Origin of the sequence: Nodosilinea sp. LEGE 07088 (assembly GCF_015207395.1) — a bacterium.
GTDB lineage: Bacteria > Cyanobacteriota > Cyanobacteriia > Phormidesmidales > Phormidesmidaceae > Nodosilinea.
In genome coordinates, this window is the sequence record NZ_JADEWX010000092.1 from 1 (window position 1) to 23,463 (window position 23,463).

25 protein-coding genes are annotated in these 23,463 nt (G+C 51.2%); 24 read left to right on the forward strand and 1 reads right to left on the reverse strand.

Annotated elements, in window-relative coordinates:
* Positions 1-372: 372 nt before the first annotated feature.
* Positions 373-774 (reverse strand): hypothetical protein, encoded by a 402-nt coding sequence (locus IQ254_RS18560; RefSeq protein WP_193967651.1) that lies wholly within the window; start codon positions 772-774, stop codon positions 373-375.
* Between the two features lie 1,177 nt (positions 775-1,951).
* Here IQ254_RS18560 and IQ254_RS18565 point away from each other — a divergent pair.
* The 24 genes from IQ254_RS18565 (at position 1,952) to IQ254_RS18680 (ending at position 23,391) form a co-directional block, all read left to right on the forward strand.
* Positions 1,952-6,154, forward strand: a complete 4,203-nt coding sequence (locus tag IQ254_RS18565; RefSeq protein ID WP_193967652.1) for a BTAD domain-containing putative transcriptional regulator — start codon at positions 1,952-1,954, stop codon at positions 6,152-6,154.
* Positions 6,155-6,547: 393 nt separating this feature from the next.
* The gene (locus tag IQ254_RS18570; RefSeq protein WP_193967653.1) at positions 6,548-6,859 is read left to right on the forward strand and encodes a hypothetical protein; all 312 of its coding nucleotides are present in this window, start codon (positions 6,548-6,550) and stop codon (positions 6,857-6,859) included.
* A 289-nt stretch (positions 6,860-7,148) separates the two neighbouring features.
* Positions 7,149-7,787, forward strand: a complete 639-nt coding sequence (locus IQ254_RS18575) for a VOC family protein (RefSeq protein WP_193967654.1) — start codon at positions 7,149-7,151, stop codon at positions 7,785-7,787.
* Between the two features lie 107 nt (positions 7,788-7,894).
* Complete coding sequence (locus tag IQ254_RS18580) at positions 7,895-9,946, forward strand: calcium-binding protein (protein WP_193967655.1); 2,052 nt, start codon at positions 7,895-7,897, stop codon at positions 9,944-9,946.
* Positions 9,947-10,014: 68 nt separating this feature from the next.
* Positions 10,015-10,332 (forward strand): hypothetical protein, encoded by a 318-nt coding sequence (locus tag IQ254_RS18585; RefSeq protein WP_193967656.1) that lies wholly within the window; start codon positions 10,015-10,017, stop codon positions 10,330-10,332.
* Positions 10,333-10,348: 16 nt separating this feature from the next.
* Positions 10,349-10,624, forward strand: coding sequence for a hypothetical protein (locus tag IQ254_RS18590; RefSeq protein WP_193967657.1), 276 nt, complete (start codon positions 10,349-10,351; stop codon positions 10,622-10,624).
* Positions 10,625-10,868: 244 nt separating this feature from the next.
* Positions 10,869-11,780 (forward strand): tail fiber domain-containing protein, encoded by a 912-nt coding sequence (locus tag IQ254_RS18595; RefSeq protein ID WP_193967658.1) that lies wholly within the window; start codon positions 10,869-10,871, stop codon positions 11,778-11,780.
* Entirely contained in the window at positions 11,777-12,550 is a 774-nt protein-coding gene (locus tag IQ254_RS18600) for a hypothetical protein (protein ID WP_193967659.1), read from the forward strand. Before IQ254_RS18595 ends, IQ254_RS18600 begins: the two co-directional genes overlap by 4 nt.
* Before the next feature lie 13 nt (positions 12,551-12,563).
* Positions 12,564-12,722 carry a hypothetical protein gene (locus tag IQ254_RS18605; protein ID WP_193967660.1) on the forward strand — a complete coding sequence of 53 codons (159 nt, stop codon included), beginning with the start codon at positions 12,564-12,566 and terminating at the stop codon, positions 12,720-12,722.
* 251 nt (positions 12,723-12,973) lie between these two features.
* Positions 12,974-14,125 (forward strand): SMP-30/gluconolactonase/LRE family protein, encoded by a 1,152-nt coding sequence (locus IQ254_RS18610; protein ID WP_193967661.1) that lies wholly within the window; start codon positions 12,974-12,976, stop codon positions 14,123-14,125.
* A gap of 62 nt (positions 14,126-14,187) precedes the next feature.
* Positions 14,188-14,691, forward strand: a complete 504-nt coding sequence (locus tag IQ254_RS18615; protein WP_193967662.1) for a hypothetical protein — start codon at positions 14,188-14,190, stop codon at positions 14,689-14,691.
* A gap of 248 nt (positions 14,692-14,939) precedes the next feature.
* Positions 14,940-15,590, forward strand: a complete 651-nt coding sequence (locus IQ254_RS18620; protein ID WP_193967663.1) for a DUF924 family protein — start codon at positions 14,940-14,942, stop codon at positions 15,588-15,590.
* 56 nt (positions 15,591-15,646) lie between these two features.
* Positions 15,647-16,099 (forward strand): hypothetical protein, encoded by a 453-nt coding sequence (locus IQ254_RS18625; protein ID WP_193967664.1) that lies wholly within the window; start codon positions 15,647-15,649, stop codon positions 16,097-16,099.
* Between the two features lie 47 nt (positions 16,100-16,146).
* Positions 16,147-16,563 (forward strand): VOC family protein, encoded by a 417-nt coding sequence (locus IQ254_RS18630; RefSeq protein ID WP_193967665.1) that lies wholly within the window; start codon positions 16,147-16,149, stop codon positions 16,561-16,563.
* Between the two features lie 27 nt (positions 16,564-16,590).
* Entirely contained in the window at positions 16,591-17,100 is a 510-nt protein-coding gene (locus tag IQ254_RS18635; protein WP_193967666.1) for a hypothetical protein, read from the forward strand.
* Between the two features lie 54 nt (positions 17,101-17,154).
* Positions 17,155-17,694 carry an adenylate kinase gene (locus IQ254_RS18640; RefSeq protein ID WP_193967667.1) on the forward strand — a complete coding sequence of 180 codons (540 nt, stop codon included), beginning with the start codon at positions 17,155-17,157 and terminating at the stop codon, positions 17,692-17,694.
* A 22-nt stretch (positions 17,695-17,716) separates the two neighbouring features.
* Positions 17,717-18,094: a nuclear transport factor 2 family protein gene (locus IQ254_RS18645; RefSeq protein WP_193967668.1), complete on the forward strand. Its 378-nt coding sequence runs from the start codon at positions 17,717-17,719 to the stop codon at positions 18,092-18,094.
* Positions 18,095-18,352: 258 nt separating this feature from the next.
* Positions 18,353-19,399 carry a serine hydrolase gene (locus IQ254_RS18650; RefSeq protein WP_193967669.1) on the forward strand — a complete coding sequence of 349 codons (1,047 nt, stop codon included), beginning with the start codon at positions 18,353-18,355 and terminating at the stop codon, positions 19,397-19,399.
* A gap of 95 nt (positions 19,400-19,494) precedes the next feature.
* A complete protein-coding gene (locus tag IQ254_RS18655) occupies positions 19,495-20,247 on the forward strand; it encodes a cyclopropane-fatty-acyl-phospholipid synthase family protein (protein WP_193967670.1) in 753 nt (250 codons plus the stop codon).
* Between the two features lie 194 nt (positions 20,248-20,441).
* Entirely contained in the window at positions 20,442-20,921 is a 480-nt protein-coding gene (locus IQ254_RS18660) for a GNAT family N-acetyltransferase (protein ID WP_193967673.1), read from the forward strand.
* Between the two features lie 185 nt (positions 20,922-21,106).
* Entirely contained in the window at positions 21,107-21,610 is a 504-nt protein-coding gene (locus IQ254_RS18665) for a GNAT family N-acetyltransferase (RefSeq protein WP_193967671.1), read from the forward strand.
* Between the two features lie 197 nt (positions 21,611-21,807).
* Positions 21,808-22,281 carry a GNAT family N-acetyltransferase gene (locus tag IQ254_RS18670; RefSeq protein ID WP_193967674.1) on the forward strand — a complete coding sequence of 158 codons (474 nt, stop codon included), beginning with the start codon at positions 21,808-21,810 and terminating at the stop codon, positions 22,279-22,281.
* A gap of 244 nt (positions 22,282-22,525) precedes the next feature.
* Positions 22,526-23,008 (forward strand): cupin domain-containing protein, encoded by a 483-nt coding sequence (locus IQ254_RS18675; protein ID WP_193967672.1) that lies wholly within the window; start codon positions 22,526-22,528, stop codon positions 23,006-23,008.
* 59 nt (positions 23,009-23,067) lie between these two features.
* Positions 23,068-23,391 carry a VOC family protein gene (locus IQ254_RS18680; RefSeq protein ID WP_228040864.1) on the forward strand — a complete coding sequence of 108 codons (324 nt, stop codon included), beginning with the start codon at positions 23,068-23,070 and terminating at the stop codon, positions 23,389-23,391.
* The last annotated feature ends 72 nt before the right edge of the window (positions 23,392-23,463 follow it).

Here is a 23,463-nt window from a genome sequence, read left to right on the forward strand (position 1 = left end):
AAAACTAGAGAACCACATCGGGGCTATCTGGCTGTTCATCCATGACTACAATCGCCAAATCAGACAGAAGCTGGCAGAGCAAGGCGACCTCGTTTTTTCCTCTGTCCTGCAATGAAATGTACTACCCATCCTGTGAACTTGGCCCTAGAGGGTGGTCGCCAACAGCCAGGGTAGGGCATTGTTTATTGAAGGCAGACATACTGCCCTTCCAACCTATAACAAAGCTCCTATAGACAAATCGCCCCTGGTGCACCGTGCACCAGGGGTTATTTAATGAGTAGTGGCCCAAAACACACCCCGGCGGTTGCCAGGGATAGGTTGCTGTATTGAGCATTTAACGGTAGATCTCAATGTTGGGGGCTGTGGGTGGGTTTAAGGCTGCGCCTGCAGCAGTCGATCTAGCCTGAATTGATCTTCGGTGTCCCACGAGCCGTTGCCGTTGAGATCGGGGTTTTCAACGAAAGGCCCACCGGGCTCTAGTTGTACCTCGTAAATATGGCGAGTTTTTCCGGCCACAGCAACATGCTCCGTGACGCTCACGTCGCCGTTGCCATCCAGATCGGCAGCGGTGATCATACAGCCCGCGACATTCTCGACATCTCTACAGGCCTCTAGCCGGGCCTTGCGCTCTGGATGCTGCGATGGCACCTCAATAGCCTGGTATCGAACAACGGGAGTGAACTCGGCACCCTCTGTAGGCTGTTCAACCTGGGCAACTGGGGCAAGTTCGGAGGCAACGACTGGGGATAGCGTGGGATTTACCCAGGAGGCCATGGGGAAAGTCAGATCCCCCACAACAACAGCCAAAATGACAGACGCAATAGGTAGTAAAGCGAAAAGGGCCAAGCGGTTCATAATGGGTACGTCCGTTTACTGTGTGGTTTGCGGACAAGCCCCTAGCAGGGCCTCGAAAACGCTGCTGGGGGCTTATCGTATTTGCGAAATCTGGGTTTATTGCAGCCGACAGAGCGCTAGGACACTTGCAAACCAAGTTCCTTGGCCTAGAAGGCTTTCCGGCAGCACGATGTCATAAGCCCTGGCTGCTTGAAGTAGTACACCTGATCTACTTTAGCAGGGGAGGCGAGTTTTGAGTCGATTAGCAGTATTACAGTCCAGGCAGTAGGGTACTAGAAGCTGATGCAGGTGCTCTTCTAGAGCATCGGTTCAGTATGGCTAGAAACCCGGTTTCTTCGTTGGTTTGCCTACGAGATTTGGTCGTTCCCAGGGTAGAAACGGGGTTTCTGTACCGGCGTTCTAGGGCCCACTGCTGGCCCTTAGTGGCTTACCCGGGCCTGGTTGGGGCGGGCCAGACATGGCTCACGATCGCAAATGTGGCATCTAGCGCCCTTTGGCTCAGGCCATGGTGCTAGGTCGATTGAGGTGCCTGTTCCAGGTGCGCTACAACACTATCAGCGCATTCCTATTGCGCATAGCCAACGGTCGGTTTGAAACAGCTCAATTTCTGGGTAGCCGCTTAATACCTATCCAGATGCGGCGAATATGGACGTAACTGGACTCGAACCAGTGGGCAAAGAGCTGTTGCATACCACCACCTGGCGACCTCGCTTCTGCCGACGGTCGAATAATGCTTTAGAAACGTCTGCAATTCAGTCTCCACCGCCTCAGCGATGATTTGGCGTGCCCTTGGTGAATCATTGCTGAGGCACGTCGCTGAACGTCTCCGTTGTCTCGCTTGCGAGCAATGCAATAATGATAATAATGTCGTCATTCACGATGTATTCCTCCACTGGTCATATTGCTTCATCCAGCAGAATACGCTTTCCCGTCTTTACTATTCATACAGTAGAAATCAACAAAACCCGTAGCGAGGTTTTTCTTGTTGATATGCACCCTCTATAGTTCTAAGCAGGTGGATATCGGCTATCTACAGGGCAATGGCAAAATCGGACTACTGGTTTAGTCGTTTTAACTGAAGCGCAGGGCCACCATTGTGGAAAACGCTCCCCTGATCCCTCTGATTGACTGGGGCGAGGCTCCAGATGTCTCGGTTTTCTTTGGGCGCGAGACAGAGATTGCCACCCTGACGCAGTGGGTGGTTGATGATAGCTGTCGCCTGGTGGCGGTGCTGGGGATGGGCGGTATGGGCAAAACCAGCTTAACGGCCAAGCTGGTAGAAACCTTAGTTGAAGCGCAGAGCTGTGCGTTTGAGCAGATTATCTGGCGATCGCTGCGTCATGCCCCAACCCTCGATGAGCTGCTCGAAGATCTGGTGGCATTTGTCTCTGGCCAGCGCGACACCCGTGGCACAGTCAAACAACTGCTCTATTGGCTGCGGCAGAGCCGGTGTCTGCTGATGCTCGACAACATGGAAACCCTTTTACACGAAGGGGAGCGGGCGGGCTATTTTGGCGATGGTTATGAAGACTACGGCGACCTGCTACAGCTCGTGGCAGAAACGCGCCACCAGAGCTGTGTGGTGTTGACGAGTCGAGAGAAGCCCGCCGTGGTGGGCACGTTGGAAGGCAGTGGCTTGCCGGTGCGATCGCAGCTACTGGCGGGTTCTCCAGAGGCCGCGATGGCACTGAGCGAGGCTAAAGGGCTGATCGGCTCAACCGCAGAAAAGCGCCTGCTGGCCGATCGCTACGGCAATAGCCCTCTGGCCTTAAAAATTGTCGCCACCTCCATACAGAGCCTATTCGATGGAGAAATAGCAGGGTTTCTAGCCGAAGACACCGTCATTTTTAACGGCCTACAGCGGCTTCTCGATCAGCAATTTCGGCGGCTGGCGGAGCTGGAGCGCACGGTCATGTATTGGCTCGCCATCAACCGCGATTGGACCTCAATTTCGGATCTAGTCGCCGATATTCAGCCTACGGTCTCGCGTACTCAGATATTGGAGGCTCTAGAAGCCCTGCGCTGGAGAAGCCTGATTGAGACCCGAGCGGGGCGCTATAGTCAGCAGCCCGTGGTGATGGAATACGTCAGCGATCGGCTGATTGAGCAGATTACCCGTGAATTGGCCAGTGCCGAGCTGGTGTTGTTTTTGCGCCACGCCCTGATCAAAACCACGGTCAACGACTATCTCCGCGACAGCCAGATGCGGCTAATGTTGCAGCCGATCGCCCGTCAGTTTAGCCAAACCTTTAGCGCCGAAGCGGCCCTGGAGCCGCAAATTCTGCTGCTGTTAACGGTTTTGCGCCGCGGCGAAGCTCAAATGCCGGGCTACGGGGGTGGCAATCTGATCAATCTCTGCGGCTATCTCGGCGTTGACCTGAGCGGCTACGATTTTTCTCACCTCAGCCTGCGCCACGCCTATTTGCCCCACGTCACCCTGCACCGGGTCGATTTTACCCAGGCCCATTTTATGCAGGCGGTCTTCAGTCAAACCTTTAGCAGCATTCTATCCATAGCCTATAGCCCAGACCACACCCTGCTGGCCGCTGGGGACAGCAGTGGGGATCTGCGGGTGTGGCGACTGACTGATGATCAGCTGCTTTTGACCAGATCAGGGCACACCGACTGGGTCAAAGCAATGGCCTTTAGCCCCGACGGGCAGTACCTGGCCAGCGGCGGCGATGATGCCATGATTCACCTCTGGGATGTCGCTACCGGCCAGCTGATGCAAACGCTCTCGGGCCACACTAACTATGTACAGGCGATCGCGTTTCACCCCCAGGGGTGGCTGGCCAGCGGTAGCCACGATGGCACTATTAAATTTTGGGATACCCACGCTGGCCAGGTTGTGCAAACCCTAACCGGGCATCGGTCGCCGGTACGGGCGGTGGCGTTTAGCCCCGACGGCCGCTATCTGGCCAGCGGCAGTTCTGATCGCACTGTGAAGCTGTGGGACTCGGCAACGGGAGCCTGTCTAGCGACCCTGGCGGGCCATGGCGATCGCGTTTGGACCCTGGCCTGGCACCCTGAGGGTAAAACCTTAGCCAGCGGTAGCTCAGATACAACCATTCGGCTGTGGGATGTAGCCACCCGCACCTGCTACCAGATTTTAACGGGTCATTCTCGCCCGGTTCTCGCCGTAGATTTCAACGCCGATGGCGATCTGTTGGCCAGCAGCAGCGCTGGTCAGACGATCAAACTGTGGCAGATATCCTCGGGCACCTGTCTGCGCACCCTGCGAGACCACCACGACTGGGTATGGGCTTTGGCCTTTAACCATCAGCAGTTGGCCAGCGGGGGCGACGACCAAACCCTCAAATTTTGGGATGTGCAGACCGGCCAGTGCCTCAAGACTCTGCGCGGCTTTACCAACCAAATCTTTTCGGTGGCCTTTCACCCCGATCAGCCGTGGCTGGTCAGCGGCAGCCTAGACGGCATGGTGCGCCTCTGGCACCGGCAAACTGGGGAAACCCTGGCTACGCTGGCGGGCCACCGTCTCTGGGTGCGCGCTACCCGATTCAGCCCCGATGGCCGCACCCTGGCCAGCAGCAGCACCGATAAAACCATTCGCCTGTGGGATGTGAGGGCAATCGCCCAGCCCCAGCGAGAAAGAACCCACCAAATCCTGCGGGGGCACACCGATTCTGTGCGGTCTCTGGCCTGGGAGCCGACCAGCCAACGGCTGGCCAGTGGCAGTGCCGACTACACCATTCGTCTGTGGCAGGTGGAGACCGGTCAATGCCTGCGGGTAATTTCGGGCCACACCAATAGGATTCGCTCGGTGGCCTGGAACCCTGTGCAGCCCTTGCTGGCCAGTGCCGGGGATGATGAAACCCTGAGGCTGTGGGATACCGAGACCGGTCAGCAGATGCGGCTGTTGCAGGGCCATGACAAGTGGTTGCTGAGCGTCGCCTGGCACCCCAACGGCCAGTGGTTGGCCAGCGGCAGTGCTGACCAGACGATTCGCCTGTGGGATAGCGCCAGTGGCGAACTATTGCAGATCTTTAGGGGCCACCGCAGCCAGGTTCAATCAGTGACCTTTAGCCCGGTAGAGCCGATTTTGGCCAGCGCCAGCGGCGACTCGACGATCAAACTCTGGCACATCGAAACCGGCACGTTGCTCCGCACCCTGAACGGCCATACCAACCAGGTGCAGTCCATTGCCTTTAGTGCTGACGGTCAAACGCTGGCCAGCAGCAGCAACGACGGCACGATCAAACTCTGGCGCTGCGCCACGGGGGAGGAGGTGCGATCGCTCCAGCCCGAGCGGCCCTACGAAGGTATGCTCATTACCGGAGTCCAGGGACTCACCGCCGGTCAACTGGCGGTGCTCAAGGAATTAGGAGCGGTCGATCGCGCCTCGCCCTCTGAAGCGCTGGCGGCACCGGCCCAACCGGCTGGGGGCCATTCGCCCTGGGAAACGGCCACCAACTTTCCCGGTCACCTCACCGGCTACGCCCCCACCCTGGGCTGGAGGGGGCCGATCTCCGAGCCCTCAATAATGGGCGCGGCCTTAACCCCTAGGCCATCAGACGTGGATGGGGTCGCCCCCAGTCTCTCTGGGCCCAGTCTACAGATACAGCTTTTCAATGGCTTCAGCCTTCGCTACGGAGGCGAGGCTGTGGCGGGTTTCACCAATGAGCGATCGCAGGCCCTGCTGGCCTATTTGGTGCTGCACCGCCAGAGCCCCCGCCGCCGTCAGCAGATGGTCGACGACCTATACCCAGATATGGTTGAGGCCCAGGCCCGTGCGGCGCTGCGCAAAGATCTCTACAACCTGCGACAGGCATTGCCTGAGCCAGAGTCGTTTTTGCATATTGAGGCCCAGCAGGTGCAGTGGAGACAAGGGGCCAATGTCAGCCTCGATGTGGCCACCTTTGAATCCGCCTTAGATCGTGCCGAGGCCGCCCCCCCCGAGGACAGGGCTAGTCAGCAACAGAACCTGGAACAGGCGATCGCCCCCTATACCGGTGCCCTACTGCCACGGCTGGACTATGAATGGCTAACGCAGATCCGAGAACGACTCCACCAGCGCTACCTGGAGGCGCTAGATCGGCTGATTGATGTGCTCCAGCAACAGCAGCGGTACCCTCAAGCTATTCGCTACGGCCAACTGCTGCTGCAAACCGACCCCCTACGCGAATCGACCTACCAAATACTGATGCAACTCCATGGTCAGAGCGGCGATCGCGCCACGGCCATTCAGATCTATCACCAGTGCATGCAGATCCTACAGGATGAGTTGGGCCTTGACCCCAGCGCTAAAACCCAGCAAATATACCAAGCCCTGCTGCAATAACTAAACCAAAACGGTGAGGGGGGCATTAGGCGTCAGACTTGACTCGTTGTTAGCGATCGCCCCTCACGCAGAGCAACACCATGGCCCAGCCCCAGGCCATCTGCCAGAGCGGATGGAGTTGAGGGATTGCAGGAGTCATGATGATCTCGCTGGATAGAACCCAACCAACTTAATCAGCGCCGCGTTCACCAAGCGTTCTGAAAGCGTTCTGAAGGGGGGATGGCGCAAGCTCATCCTGGTCGTTTACCCCCTGCTCACCCCAGCGGAACGCTGTAGGAACGCCCTGGAACGATTTAGTAACGCCTCGTTTATTAGGGTAGAACCAACCTGATAGATGACTCAGTTCGATAGCCACACCTGAACTGATTTACTTACCCCTTAGGAGTCAAACCTATGAAACGTTTTGCACTGTCTATACTGGCTACCTCTGTTGCTGCGATCGCGATTATTCCCGCAGCCTATGCAGTCGACTTTGATCAGCTACGCCGGGAAAACCTCGAGAAATCCAACGCGGTTGACTTTGATCAGCTACGCCGGGAAAACCTCGAGAAAGGTGCGGTTGATTTTGATCGCCTCCGTCGCGAAAACCTAGAGAAGTCCAACGTAGTCAATTTCGATCGACTGCGGCAGGAAAACCTTGAAAAAAGCACCGTCAATTTTTATGGACTGCAGCGAGGAAATCTAAGACTCGTCTTCACTTACTAATACGAGATCCGATTTTGAAAACCCCGATTCACGATTATGAACCTCGTAGGGGCATAGCATGCTATGCCCCTAGCAACCGGGGGTATGTAACCAGGATTCGGTATAAGTCGTGGTTCTGTAGATGACCCATGGCCCAAGCAGCGCCTCCACCTCCTGGCTGGGGGCACTGCTCACCGCCAACCTGACCGCGTAAGTTCAGAACGAGTATTTCAACGAGTATTTCAAAGAACTCGGTACCAGAACCCCCAAACAACACTGTACGGCAACAACTATTCAGGAGAACTATCCGATGAAGAACACGAACTCTGAATTTAAAATCATGGGTCTGAACCATGTCGCGCTGGTATGCAAAGACATGCAGCGCACGGTCGATTTTTACACCCAGGTGCTGGGCATGAGACTTGCAGTAGCTTTTGACCTTCCGGCAGGCATGGGACAGCACTTTTTCTTTGACATGGGCGAAAACGAATACCTGGCATTTTTTTGGTTTACCGAAGCCGCTGAACGACAAGCCGGGATTTCAAATCCTCGCGGAAACCTCAGCCTAGAAACTGCTTTGAACGATCCCATCTCCGTAACGTCATCCCACGGTTCGATGAATCATTTTGCCTTCAACATTCCCGTAGAGAAGATCGAAGAATATCGGCAAAAGCTGATTGAAAAGGGCGTTGAAGTTAGCCCAGTTATGCACCATGACAACTCGCCGATGCAGACATCGGAAGAGATCAATGAACACACCTGGATTAGCTCTATTTATTTTAAAGATCCAGACGGCATCATGCTTGAATTCGCCGGCTGGCATCGAGATCTAGACCCGATGTATGGGGATACCGCAGATTGCAAGGCTGCCACCCCAGCGCAGATTGAAACCTATCGAGCCGTAGGTAGAGCCTTTGCAAAACAGATGGAAGCAGCAAAAACGGCCTAACAAGTAACCTCCGCTGAGGGCGTATCTAGAGTTCGGGGAATATCCCATTTTCTGCGTGCGCACCCAACATTGATGACTTTTCACTCATACAACAGGGAGATTTGATCATGGCCCTTATTACTGGAAGCAATGCCAGCGACTTTGGCTCGTCTGGCCTGGGCAATCTGCTCGGCACTGATGAGGCCGACACAATTTTTGGATTAGATGGGGACGACCTGATCGCCAGCCTCGACGGTACCGATACGCTGGTGGCTGGTGCCGGTGATGACTCGGTTTTCGGCGGCGATGGCGACGACCTAGCCTTTTTGGGCGATGGTGATGACCTCTTTGGTTGGAACCCCGGCGAAGACAACGACACCATCGACGGCGGCGGCGGCTACGACACCATGCTCTTCAACGGAGCCAATGTCGATGAGCAGATTGACCTGTCTGCCGTGGGCGAGCGACTGCGCTTTTTCCGCGACGTGGCCGCCGTGCTGATGGATACGAACGATCTGGAGCGGGTTGACTTCAACGCCTTTGGCGGAGCCGACACCATTACCGTTAACGACCTGACCGGCACCGATGTCAAGCAGATCAACCTGAGTCTGGCCGCCTTTGGCTCTGCCGCAGGGGATGGTCAGACCGATACGGTCATCCTTAACGGGGCGGGCCAGGGTAGCACAGTCAGCATCAGCGGCGGTGCCGGTAAAACCACGGTTACTGGCCTGGCAGCTCAGGTTGACATTACCGGCGGCGACGCCGATCACGACATTCTGGCTATCAACACCTTCTCAGGTTTAGATGACATCACGATTAACGACCTGACCGGGGCCGGGTTGCAGACCGTCGAAATTAATCTGGCGGCCTCGCCTAGCTCGACGTCCTCCGGAGATGGCAGCCCCGACCTGACTACCCTCAACGCCTCTAAGCGAGCTGACGTTTTAAACATTAGCGGGGTACCGGGCAATGTCACGGTGTCGGGGCTGGGGGCCGAAGTTGACATTCTGGGAGCCGACCTGGATCGCGATCCACTGGTGGTGAATGGCCTGGCGGGTGGCGATTCTATTGATGCCACCAACCTCTCGGCGGGGTCAATGCGGCTCTTGCTGGACGGCGGCAAAGGCGATGACCTGCTGATTGGCGGCGCTGAAGACGATACGCTGATCGGCGGCGAAGGCGATGATTTTGTGGTGGGAGGCCGGGGCGACGATACGGCTTTTCTGGGAGCCGGTAAAGATGCGTTTCTCTGGAACCCCGGAGAAGGCAACGACATCATCGACGGCGGCGGCGGCTACGACACCATGCTCTTCAATGGGGCCGGGGTCAACGAAGTCATTGACATGTCGGCCAACGGCGAGCGGTTCACCTTCTTTCGGGATGTCGCCGCCGTGCTGATGGATACTATCAACTTGGAGCAGGTAGACTTTCTGGCCCTGGGCGGCACTGACACGATTAACATCAATGACCTCACCGGCACGGATATTAAGCAGATCAACCTGAATCTGGGCATTTTGGGCACCGCTGGCGGCGATGGCGAAGTCGATGCCATTAACACTGTCGGCACTAGCGGTAACGATGTCATCCGCATTGCCAGCCCAGGCAGTAACGTGGTGGTGTCTGGACTGGCGGCTAACGTCTCGATCTTTCGCGCCGATGCCAGCGATCGCCTGCTGATATCCGGAGGGGACGGCAACGATCAGATTAACGCCTTCCACCTTGCCCCTGACCGCATTCAGCTCACCCTCGACGGTGGCGCAGGCCATGATCACCTTGTCGGCAGCGCTGGCGACGACACCCTGGTGGGCGGGTTGGGCAACGATACGCTAGTGGGCGGTCTGGGTGCCGACAACCTGACCGGCGGCGAGGGGCAAGACACCTTCCGCTTTAACAATCTGGATCAGGGCGGCGACACCATTGTTGATTTTGTCGCCGCTGACGATCGCATTGTGATCCGCGCCGGGGGCTTTGGCGGCGGGCTAACGGCGGGTTCCCCCATCTCTGCAAACCAGTTCGTGCTGGGCGCAGGGGCGGCGGATGCCAGCGATCGCTTTATCTACAACAACACCTCCGGGGAGTTGTACTTTGACCGCGACGGTACTGGGGGTCAGGCGCAGGTTCTGCTAGCCACGCTAAGCGGTGCGCCATCCATCAGCAACACCGACATTGTGGTGATTTAAGCCGCGATCAAGAAAAATCTCTTTGCCAAAACTAATCTGCAAACCCTCGATTATGGAGGAAATTAACCATGGCAACAACCTATGTTCAGCTAGGCAAGCAAGGCCCCTATGTTTTAGGGCCTAAGGCAAGTTGGCACTACTGGTTCTACTACGAAAAAAACTTTTATCCCTATGACGGTGTCATGGCAGATCATCGCATACTCTACCTGACGCCGCGACCAAGAACCGACATCCCAGAGTGGAATATTGTGCCGGTTCATACCCGGCTGGTACTGGAGCGACAAGGGAATGGATTTCGATATGGCTATCGGGCTTTAGTCGAGAATCCAACTGATTTCTACATCCAGTTTGATTTCATCATTACATCATTTTTTTCGGTTGGCTAATCACGGAGATAAGCTCATGAAGATTCACGTTTTCTTAAATGATGGTGGTCAGGTGGTAGCCATTTCCCCTGCCCCGACATCGCCCACCATTTCTAAGTTGCCCGCAGGAGAGGCAGAGATTACATTCGATCGTTCAGAGCCTGCCCAAACCATGTCTAGACTAAGGCGCTATGAGCTTGACTCAGACGCTGATCTGTCAATTGATTTGAACCAGTTTGAGGCGGCTCAAATTCAGCAGCAGGCTGCGGATGTAATTAAATCACGACCTAATTTGAGGCCGGTGGAGTTTTGATTAGCTTCGAGAATTGATTGGCTTTAGTGGGTGAGGTATAGCCTACGGGCAGGGCTTGAATTGTTTTGATTTAAGCAAAAATGTGGCGGCTGAATTCAACCTTGCATGAGGTTAAGTCCAATAACCCAACGGAACAAGGCGAATTTTGAAACAACGACGCGGTCGCTTCTCTAAAAATTTTCATCACGATAGGCGACTGTCCTAAACGATCAAGCTCTACAGCAAAACAACAAGGAGAAATATCATGGCTAGCGATATCAAGCTCAACGATAGTAGTGTTATTCTTGAGGGCAATGTTGGCGTTGGCACCAACAATCCGGCTCGCCCTCTGCATGTTGAAGGGAACGAAATCCACAGTGGTGGTGCTGGTGCAGGATTCTCTTTTAGCGATCGCAATAATTCTGTTTTTGTTAATAACCCATCATCAACTAAGGGTGAGAGATGGGTTTGGTACGCTACTGAAAAAACAGCGCGGCTCTGGTGTGGGGTAGATCATATTCAGGTCAGACCAAATGTGAATGAGCAGAATCAACCTGGTACGGTGGTTATCAGCGGAGATCTTACTGTAGGGAACAACCTTACCGTCAATGGTGAGATTCAGGGTGAGCTTCGTTTTTTGACAGGTGTATCAGACAAGGCACCCGATGGAAGCGATATAAGACTAGCCACCATGGTTGCCGATACATTGTCCGTCTCAAACAGTGGCTCACTTTCGCGCCGACGTCATTTTGCTCTACATTCTGATATCGACATTCCAAATAACAAGGAGCTGCTTGTTATTAACTATCAGGGAAATTACAAGAGTGGTGTCAAAATCGAAGGCAATGTCCAAGTCACAGGGACTTTAACCCAAGCTTCATCGATCGCACTTAAAGAAAATATTGCTGAGCTTTCGGGTCAAGAAGCAATGACTACTTTGCAAGGCTTAAACGCGGTCAAATACAACTACAAAGCCGATCAGCAAAAAGAACAGCGGATTGGCTTTATTGCTGAGGAGGTTCCCGATCTGGTGGCAAATTCGGAGCGTGATCGCTTGAGCCCGATGGATCTAATTGCCGTTCTTACCAAAGCCTTGCAGGAACAACAGATAACGATCTCGGAATTGGTGGCGGAGATGAACACCTTGAAGCAGCAAAATGGAGCTCATCAATCATGAAAACACTCCAAGAATTTGCCCAGTTTGTAGGTAAACCTAATAACCCCATCAGCCCACGCGCGCTTGTAGCTTATCTAAAGCTGGGAATTAACTCTAACCCTCTTTCTTTGCGAGAGCTTACCTCAGTATTTGATGACGCACTTGCTCCCGCCTCGATTGAATCAGTATCCGTGGCACCCACAAGTGGGACTGTCCCTTTCAAGGTCGGGATGCAGGTCACAGGTACAAAAGGCTTTTTTATGGAGATTAGCTGGCGGATTTTGCGTAATGGGCAACAAGTAGCTACATACCCTAATGTACTGGGTCAAGTCGCGCACGTGTTTTCTGAACCTGGCACTTACAACGCTGAAGCGACATTCAAAGGCATTGGCAGCACTGGTTATGCTGAAGTGTCAAAGTCCGTTGCGGTGGTGGCGCAACCTCAGCCTGCTCCACCTCAGCCTACCCCAACTCCAACTCCAATTCCACCTCCAGCTAAGCCGAGTATTAGCGTCAATTACGATGGCCCTGCGGCAGAAGCCAGTTTCACCGTGACAGGAAGTGGATTTGTGCCAAACCACGCCGTTCATATCCGCGTCGTGAATAATTTTACCTTGCAAAACGGCTTCTTTGACACGTCATCTAATGCGAGTGGCGCAATCGATCACGAGATCAATATTCCGAGCATACCCGGTATCAAGCTAAGTTTTTCGGCAAATGATGAACGCTCTGATCCGAGCGATCTGACTGGAACATTGTGGAGCAACACAGTCACCCTGACGGTTACCTGACATAGGGTAACGCTTGGGTGCAGCCGCAGCGGATGCCAGCGATCGCTTCATCTACAACAACAACGGCGCGCTGCTCTTTGATGTCGATGGAGCAGGCGGAGCGGCCCAGGTGCAAATCGCTACCCTGATTGGCGCACCGACCATTACCACCGCAGACATTGTCACCATCTAATGCAACTTCCTTTGCACTCATTGACTGGTGAAAGCAGGAGGCAGGTTGAGTGCAAAGGAGCGTTCGCGCAGCGTCTCCAGAGGAGAAAACCCAACCGCAGTTAGCTTTGTTAGGTTCTGCTATCGCGCCACCCAACCTACGCAATAGCAGGCATTCCACAGGTTTTGTTAGTCAATCAGGCCCTGTCCACCATCAATAGCTCAAGCCATCAAGTAATACCCAAATATTCCCTTAAAAAGAAGGAAAAAGCCATGTCAACCTCTCATCCTGAAAAACCTAAATTGCTCATCAAAAACGATCAATCCTCTGGTGATTCTTTGCCAGAGGAGCAGAGTAACCTTCCCTTTAGTGACTCCCCCAATACCCTCTCAAGCGATAGCCAACCGCTGAAAGCTGCGGATAACTTTCAGGGCGGGAAAATCGGCGTTGGCAGCGTATTTGCCGGGCCAGAAGCATCGCCCCCCTTCCCCGAAGGAATTGTGGCCGACCGGAACCGTGTCTATGTGGCGGGGCCAGCCGCCTTTGGCGACAACGGGGGGAAACCTTCGGAGGTACGGGTCTTTAATCAGGTCACGGGCCAGCTGCTCTCGACCATTCTGCTGCGGAGCGAGATCCTAACCGAAATTCACGGCGTTGCCGGACTGACGGTTGATGGCCAGCACCGCGTCTACGTGGTCAGCAACCAGCTTGGCATCATCCGCCTGACGCCATTTAGCGATGGCTACAGGCAGGAGATTTATTCGCCAGTTCTCCCTGAGATAGCTTGCAACCCCTCCCTGCCACCATCCTTGCCCTGCTCATTGCCAAACGAGATTGCCTTTGGCCCCGACGGCTATCTCTACTGGAGCGACTCGTTTCAGAACACCATTTTCCGCGTTCCGCCTGGGGGTGGGGTGGCTGAGTCCTGGTTCCACAGCGATCGCCTAGCGGGCTCGGCGACGGCCCCGTTTCCGGTTGGCCCCAACGGCATCAAGGTAACCCCAGATGGCGCCGAGCTATACGTTGCGGCTACCACCTCTGCCTCGGCACCGGGTGGCGCTATCTACCGGCTGCCCTTCGTCAATGCCCCTCAGGAAAATGATCTCAAGATCTTTCACCAGTATTTGCAGGGCGAAATGCCCGACGGCATTGCCTTTGGTCAGTCTGGCAAGCTCTATGTTGCGCTCCAGTCGCCTAGCGAAGTCTCGATTCTTACCCCCGATGGCGAGGAAGGGGCACGGCTCAAAGGGCCGATCAACAGCCCCATTGCCTACGATGCCCCAGCGAATTTTGCCTTCGACAATCGGGGTTCGGTGCTGGTGACCAACCACGCGCTGTTTAGCGGCAACCCAGCAGCGTTCGCCGTGCTCAAGGTCTTTGTCGGCGATCGCGGGGTAGAGGTTGAGGTGCCACCCCTGCCTTAAGAAAGATAGTTTTAAGCCATCCCCTAACCATTAACATCCCTTAGCTAGAAGGGCATACCACCATGATTCACCACATTTCAATCGATGCTCAAGAGCCCCTGCGGGTTGCTAGTGCCCTAGCCGAGATCTGGAAAGGAGAGGTCTATAAGTTTCTGGTTCCCGATAGTTTTCTAGTTATGCCCTTTGACAACTACGGCACCCACGTTGTGGTGTTTAAGCAAGGGGATATCTGGGTTCCGGGACCTGACACCCAAGGGGCCAAAATCCGTCAGACTTCACCCGCTCAGTTTGTGGCTTCCCATGCTGCTATTTCGGTGCCCACTACCTCCAGTCAAATTGAGCAGATTGGGCAGCGCGAGGGATGGCGGGTGCTTGCTCGTATCCGAGGCGATGTTGTTCCCTTCAGCGTAGTTGAATTTTGGGCCGAAAATCGCATCCTATTTGAGTTGATGCCGCCAGAGTTTGTGCCCCAGTATTTGGAGGCTATGCAGCCCGGGTCGATTCAAAAAATGATGGGCCAGCCCATTGATTTTATGGCAGATGATACTCAAACTGCATCAGCATAAGCTGGCTGTTCAAATGCTTTCTAAAAACTCAAATCCGACTAGAACTTCTTACTTGCAAGAAGTTCTAGTCAGCACAATTCCTGTCCAGTTATTCTCCAGAGCAGGATTCGCTCTATAGTTACTATGAACAATTTATCGATAGAACTAGTCAGTCATTATTTCTGTCCTTTTGTACAACGTGCGGTCATTCTGTTGCTTGAGAAAGAGATTCCCTATCAGTTAACCCATATCGATAAGGAGTATACGCCATGACTATTCAACCTTTTGACACGGTTCTTCAGTTCTGGTTCCCTGATCAGCTCAACCAGGGGCAGGGGGCCATCGTTCGTCAGTGGCAGTGGTGGTTTCGGGGTGGCATCAGCGCCAGTGAGAACGAGCGTTTTTTACCGCTGCTAGAGCAGGCGATCCGAGGTAGTCTTGATAGTTGGGCCGAGGAACCGCGATCGCGCCTAGCGCTGATCATTCTTCTCGACCAGTTTTCCCGAACAATCTATCAAGGCACAGCCCAAGCCTATGCCCAGGATTCAAAAGCTTGCCTACTCACTTTATCGGGCATTGATGTCGGCCATTACGCCGCCCTGAAAACACCCTGGGAAAAAACGTTTTTCTTGCTGCCGCTAGGACATTCTGAAGAACTCAAATATTTGGATTTGGCCGTTCAATTGGCGGATGACCTGGTGCAAGAGTCCCTTCCTGACTACCGCGAATTGCTAGCATTTTCTGCCTCCCAAGCGCACGCCCATCGAGAGGTAATTGCCAGATTTGGACGACAGCCCCACCGTAATGCTGTGTTGGGACGCCGCTCAACCCCTGAGGAACTCGATTACCTAGCAACGGGCCAGCTTGTCCATACCCGTTTAATGCCGTCTCACCTGTCTGCACTGCTTAGTGAGCAATGACAGGGAGAGCAACTTCATCTGACCAATCAAGTTTGTCACTATAGAGAGCGAATGCAATGGATTTCTCCCACGGTTTTTTATTGTTTTACATGGTGCTGATCTGTTACAACCTTGGCACTATCTGGTTTGCGCAGATTGTGGTCTATCCTCTATTTGCTAAGGTTGGCCCATCAGACTATGTCATATACCACAAGTTTTATTCCAGTCGCATACCGCTGCCGATCATTATTCCAGGCTTTTCCTGTTTTCTTGCGCCGATAGCGCTTATCTTTCTGCGCCCCGAGTCGGTGCCCCTGGGGTTAGCCCTAGCCAATGCGGCCTGCGGTCTGTTAGGGCTTTGGGTTACGGTAGCGCTGGAGATTCCGCGCCATGATCGACTGGAGCGGGGCGGTAAGCAGCCTGAGGTCATTCAGGAGTTGATCCGCTACAACTGGCCGCGAACATTTAGCATTTCTGGTTCCGCTATCTTTACTGTTGCTATGTTGCTGATGGCGTTCTTACCCGCTTAATTAGGTGGTAAAGCAAGATTATTGCATAATTAGAGGTATAGGTTGTGATGTTTGATATTGGGCTTACTCACATAGCGCTCCCTGCCACAGATATTGAGCAAAGTATCAAGTTTTACTCCACATATGCTGGAATGAAGGTCATTCACCATCGCATTGACGCAGAAACAGGTGTAGCTGTTGTGTGGCTTTCGGATCTCACTCGCCCTTTTGTAATTGTTCTCATTCAAACAAAATTAGTACATCCCATCCTATCTCCTCTTGCACATCTTGGTGTCGGTTGTGAAAGCCGTGAACACATAGATTTACTTTGTGTGAGGGCACAACAGGAAGGTGTGCTAATCCAAGCACAAAAAGACTCTGGTTATCCGATCGGATATTGGGCTTTCTTGCGAGATCCAGATGGTCACACACTTGAACTGTCCTATGGGCAGGAAATTGGGTTGACATTAGAACAGACTTTTTAAGGATAAGTTACGTAGGGGCTTAACTGAATGTCTAGCACAAATTTGATTCGGTGGGGTGGACTTGCGGCAATTATCGCGGGGATTTTGCGTGGAGTAAGCTCATTTTTATCAAGTTCCAATCCTGGTGCCGCCATCGAACTTTTTTACCTCTTAACTGACATATTTATCATCTTTGGGATGATGGGCTTGTATGGATTTCAGCATCAAGAATCTGGGTTGTGGGGATTCTTCGGATTCTTGCTGGCAATTATTGGCATTGGGATAATTAGAACTGGCTCAATATCTGGCGTCAATATGTACCCAATTGGAGCATTGATATTTGTTGTAGGTCTAAGCTCGTTTGCCGTTGGCTGCTGGATAGCAAATAAGCTACCCTTCTGGATATCTGCTTTTTGGCTACTTTCAACTTTAGTCGGGTGCATCGGTTATTTTGTGCCGGGTCTTAACCTATTGTTCACCATATCCGGAGTGCTCTTTGGTCTTGGTTTTGCCAGTGCAGGCTTCAAGATATGGTCAGTAACGAGCAGTCAACTGTAAAGAAAATTCTCTAATCAATAGAAGTATATTGAGACAGCCATAAAGGAGATACCTGTGAAGAAAGTTGCTGTATTTGGTAATGCTGGTGGTGGCAAGTCTACTCTTAGCAAACGCTTGGCAGAAATAACAGGCTTACCCATGGTCGCTTTAGACCTTTTGAAGTATAAACCTGGTGGTAGCGAAGTTCCCTACGAAGAGTACAAAGCTGCCCATGATCAACTCCTCCAACAAGACCAGTGGATTATTGATGGCTATGGATCATGGGATACCGTATGGGAACGACTAGAGATTGCAGACACCTTGATTTATGTAGATATGCCAGTTCTTCAGCACTATTGGTGGGTAACAAAGCGATTTTTGAAAGGCTTTCTTGTTCCACCAGAGAATTGGCCAGAGAATAGCCCGCTCTTGAAGGGTACTTTGAACAGTTACTCTACGGTTTGGCTGTGCAATAAAAAGCTCACTCCAAAGTATCGAGAGTATGTAAATAAAGCTAAGGCAAGTAAGCGGGTCTATCATCTTCAGTCTCCTAAGTATGTAGAAGAGTTCTACCGAATTGTCGAACAAGAATTCACAAATAAAAGTTTGTGTTGACCTAAAAATATTAGGAGTCGCCATGGCTGAATCAATTAAAGTTCAGATTATTGACGCCGAGGAACGGCTTAGACAGGCGATGCTTGCTTCTGATGTCGGTATTTTGAATGAGTTATTGGCCCCAGAGATTATTATCACCAGTCACCTTGGAGAATTATTGGGAAAACAGGATGACCTGGCTGCCCATAAATCTGGGTTGATTAAAATTCATGAGCTGGAGCCTTCTGAGCAGCATATTCAAATATATGGAGAGATGGCGATCGTTTCAGTCCGAATGCAGTTATCTGGCAGTTACAATGGCAGCCCTGCAAATGGTGACTTTCGTTTCACGAGAGTTTGGGCTATCTCTTCAAGTGGAAATTGGTATATTGTTGCTGCCCATATAGGTATGGTGGCTTAGCAAAGGAAGCTCTAGCTTTCCTTCAATTAAACCGAAGTGGGTTCCAGGTTGATGGGAGAGGGTAAAGATAATTGGTGCGATCTCGGGCGAATTTGAAGGGCTGGTTATACTGAATTTTCCACCTAATCACCTCTATGGGGACATTAGACTGAAACTTTCTCTCTAATGACGAGTTAGTCCGCCTGCGATCAACGACCTGTTTCATAAAATATCGACCATTGTGAATGGGCAGAACGATACTGTTGGGAGGTAGCTAAGGTGACTATAGATCAAGTCGAGCTCGAGCAAACACTGAATAACTCCATTGAAAAACAGGCTTTTTCAGGGGTCATCTCCATCCGCCAAAAGGATCATGTGCTCTATGCGAGAGCGGCGGGCTATGCCGATAGGAGCAACAAGATCGAGAATTCGCTAGAGACGCGCTTTGGTATTGCTTCAGGAACCAAATTCTTTACCGCCTTAGCCATTGGTAAACTAATCGAGGCTCAGAAACTCTCGTTTTCCACTCGATTGAAAGATTGTATCGCTCTTGATTTTCCGCGCTATTCGCAGGAGATCACCATACGGCACTTGCTCACCCACACATCTGGTATTCCCGACTACTATGATGAAGGCAAAATTGAGGACGTTGATAACTTTAGCGTTAGCATCCCGTGGTATGCCTTGAGAGGACCAAGAGACTACCTGGCTATATTTCCAGATGAAGCGATGAAATTCGCGCCTGGGGAACGCTTCTCCTATTCAAATGGCGGCTATATTCTTCTGGGAGTGGTGATTGAAGAACTGACTGGCATGAAATATCAGGATTTTGTTGAACAGTCAATATTCAAGGCGATCAGCATGAACAACTCCGGGTATTTCGCGCTGAACAAACTCCCTGAGAAGACAGCAATGGGTTATGTAGAAGAAGAAGAGGGCTGGCGAACGAATATCTATAATCTTCCCGTTGTCGGAGCTTCCGATGGAGGTGCATTTACCACGGTGCACGATATTACGGCTTTGTGGAAGGCATTCTGGGGTTATCAGATCTTGCCGAAAGAACTGGTCGAGATCTATGCCCAACCTTACGTGAAAGCTGAAACGGAGGGTGAGCATACGTATTACGGTCACGGAATCTGGATTTGTGAGGAAAAGGGTCACAACCGTGAGGAATACATTATTGGTTGCGACCCGGGGGTTTCGTTCATGTCGCGTGTAAATTGCGTCAACGAGATGCAGGTTACTGTGATCTCCAATACCACCGACGGGGCATGGCCAATATTGGAAGACATTGACACCCTCTTGAAGGGAGAGAGCATACGGTAATGGAGGATTACCTAAGGTAGTCTCACATATACACCGCTGATTTTAGCTGTTACACGGCAAGAGCCTTTTAATATTAAAAGCTACCAAAAATCCAAATGAGTACAGACACCCAAACTGAGTACATCACCGCTTTGATCGCTTTACACTCTGGACGCGATCGTAAAGGGCCAGGTGACTCTGACTTCTCGCGCCATATTTTGAGCCATCTTTCTACTTTGCCGCTCAAGCCGCTGATTGCCGATCTCGGATGTGGAAGCGGTGCCGGTGCCTTGCTGCTTGCACAACACTACCAAAGTACGGTCATGGCAGTTGATTCTTCTTCGATTTTTATCGACGAATTGGCAGCGCGCGCAAAACAGCTTGGTCTTGAGCATCTAATCATTCCAATTCAGGGTGATATGGCTCAACTTGATTGGTCAACGGGTTCAGTTGACCTGCTTTGGTCTGAGGGAGCGGTTTATCATATTGGGTTTGAGCAGGGTCTTAAACTCTGGCGACCGCTTCTTGCTAACGGCGGTATTGCCGTTATATCTGAGATGAGTTGGTTTATTGATAATGCGCCAGATCCTGCGATCGCATATTGGCAAAATGCCCATCCGACGATGGGGACTGAGGCTGAGAATATCGCTCGGGCAAATCGATCTGGCTTTAGCGTACTCTCTACGCATCGGCTGCCAAGTCAGGCTTGGTGGGTCAATTATTATGAACCGCTACGTGAGCGAATGCAGCAGATCGAAATCACCCCAATTACTCAATCAGTTATTCGTGAAACTGAAGAAGAGATGCGACTGTTTGAAAAATTCAGCGACTCCTATGGTTATACGTTCTATGTTCTGCAAGCAGCTTAGGAAAAAGCCGTCTAACAATTCAAATCAGTCCGAACGCAGTTGTCTTGTAATCGCAGTGGCAATCCTGCAAATGGGGACTTTCGTCTTACGCGAGTTTGGGCTATCTCTTCAAGTGAAAATTGGTACATCGCCGCCGCCCATATAGATATGATGGCTTAGCAAGGGAGACTTTTAAAATGATCGAAAATCTATCAATGAAAATCAGATTTGCTAACCCCAACGATGTATCTTTGATTTGCTCGTTCATTCAAAAGAAATCAGAGTTTGACCGAAATATCGGGGCATTCTCTGGTGTGCTGCAAGTGTCCGAGGACAAAATACGCAAAACACTTTTCGGAAAAATCCCCTTTTCCTACGTTTTGTTTGCAGAGCTTTCATCCCATGAGATCGGCTTTGCATTGTATGGATTTAGGTACTCATCATTTGCAGGTCAACCAAGCATCTGGCTTGATGATCTGTACGTGGATGACGAAATGAGGAGCCAAGGTGCAGGAGCAACATTAATGGCTCAATTAGCTCAAATTGCCAGGGAAAATGACTGTACCCATCTTGCTTGGAATGCTGATGCCCGGAATACCCGTGGGCTTCGCTTTTATAATCGACTAGGAGCAGAAATTATGGAAAAGCATGGTAATCGATGTTTTTTGAGATGGGTTCCGTGGGCAGATGTATAAAAAATGGCCCCAGTGGGTGAATATGGGATGTGTTTTGATGTCTCAGAATATATTCATGCCTTAGCGCAAAATGCATAACCAGTCCGTTGCACACCGACCGTACAGAATTTTTCGTTGAATCCGAGAGGTTATTTATGACGAGTGAACTGGGTCGTTAGCTGCCTAAAAAATGGAGAGTGACACAGATGATTGAAACTGCAACTAGTGAAGATTTCGAGGCAATAGCCGATCTGAACATTGTAGCCTATGTAGAATTCGCATCATATCTTCCGCCAGAGTCTTGGGAAAACATGCAGAAGAACCTGCGAAATATTAAAGCAAGGGCAGAGGTGGCAGAGTTTATGATCTGTCATTCTGGCAACGACATCATCGGCTCGGTTGCTTATTGTCCTGCCGGGAAAGGTGATCCAGAAATTTTTAAGCCGGATACAGCTTCGATCCTCTTGTTAGCGGTTCACCCTCAGCATCGAGGTAAAGGTATTGCTAAAGCCTTAACTATGGAGTGTATTGCTAAGGCAAGAAACGACAAGGCAAGATTAATTGGACTTTTCACAAGTGAACTGATGCAGTCTGCACAACACCTCTATCGAAGCTTGGGGTTTCAGCAAGAGTCGGAGTTGCCTAAGCGTTACGGCATTAGGTACTTTCGATTTATTCTTCCGTTAGCTTCTAATGCTTTTGGCAGCTAACAATTGTGTTGCAGAGGAACGTATTAGCTTTTTTGTTGGGCTTGAGAGGATAATCTACGCCTGCTGAACACAACCGTTGGGCTGCTTAGGTTATCAGTGAGGCAGTAGTTGCAAAATCACCTGTGAATGTTCAGGTTTAAGTTATTTGGAGGTTATGTGTAAGGCACAGTTTTGATCTAGTCAGTGAGGTGATCGTGATTAAAATACGTTTGTTTGAAAAACAGGACACTGAACAAGTAGCGCGGTTGTTCCATGAAACAGTTCGTGAAATCAACATTCGCGATTACTCAATCGATCAAGTTGAAGCATGGGCACCTAGCAATCTTCACTTTAGAGACTGGGCAGAGGTATGTTCAAACCGCTTCACCTATGTTGCTGATGATGAAGGCGTGATTGCTGGATTTGGAGAGTTAGAGTGTAATGGTCATATCGACTGCTTTTACTGCCACAAAAACTATCAACGTTGTGGAGTAGGTAGTCAAATCTATCAAGCAATTGAAGCAAAAGCGTTAGACTTGGGAGTGAGCCATCTAGTGACTGAAGCAAGTATCACGGCAAAACCATTTTTTCAACGCATGGGTTTTTCAGTCGTTAAAGAACAGAAGATAACTCGTTGGGGCGAAATATTCATCAATTACCGAATGGAGAAGTCGCTGTATAATGCGGCGTAATAATCCAGTTGGAGCGGACTGTCACAGTTAGTCGATATTGTGGCAAAGAAGACTTACAGCCGTTCAACCGGAACATGATGCCGCTGAATCTTGGATGAAGACACAACACAAGATTATTTATCGATGTTTAAGATTGAATTATTTCAAGTTTTCGGCAGGGCGGTAGGTAAAGAGTATCTGCGGATCGGTTTTAGCTTTATTGTAGTGTTCAGATAATTTGCCAACTTAATAGGAGGACATAAACGTGAGCAATGAACAATACTCTCTGCTGAAAGCATCAGAAATTAATTCAATGGATGCGTTTGAGTTTCATCATCCGCTCAATCCCAATTCAGAAGTTTATCTACGGTTTCTTGGGCGTGCTGTCGGGCTTAAGCGCATTGGTGTAACAATTGCCTGTATACCGCCGGGCAAGGAATCTTTCATCTATCATGCTCACCAGAATGAAGAAGAATGGGTCTACATCTTGTCAGGTCAAGGTATTGCTGAAATTGGAGATATGGAATACGAAGTCGAACCAGGAGATTTTATGGGATTTGGGCTGCCCCAACAACCCCATCATCTTCGTAATCCATTCAGTGAAGAGCTTGTATACCTGATGGGTGGAGAAGCAGGACGCTTAGATGTTGGGGTTTTTCCTCGGCTCGGCAAACGAGTAATTAGGGACAATGAGTCAGCTTACATAGTTGATGAGTCAGCACTTCAACTTTTTGATGGCAGTAAATAGTGAATTGGGGGAAGGCAAATAAAAGAAATCTAAAACAAGTTATCTTACTGGAGGTACACATGAAACTGCTCAATGACATCCAACATTTGACATTTATCACCACTGATATGGATCGGTTGATCGCATTTTACGAACGTGTCTTTGAGGCAAAAGTAACTGTTGACTTGGATGAAGATGGTCTGCGTCACACCTTCATCGAGGTCGGTCCCCATACAGTCTTGCACCCATTCCAGGTTTTCGGCGTCGAGCCACCAGCTCCTCAGCCGATGTTTCAACGGGGACGACTAGACCATTTTGCGCTCAATGCGGCAAGCGAGGAGGCGTTCTATGAACTACGTCGGCGTGTCGTCACACAGGGCCATTTCATTCTCAAGGGAGCCTAAAGATGCTAGAGTTTCAGGCTAGTTCCAATGGTTCTAGCGTTTATGCGTCTGCCCCCTCCCTGTCTCTTATAC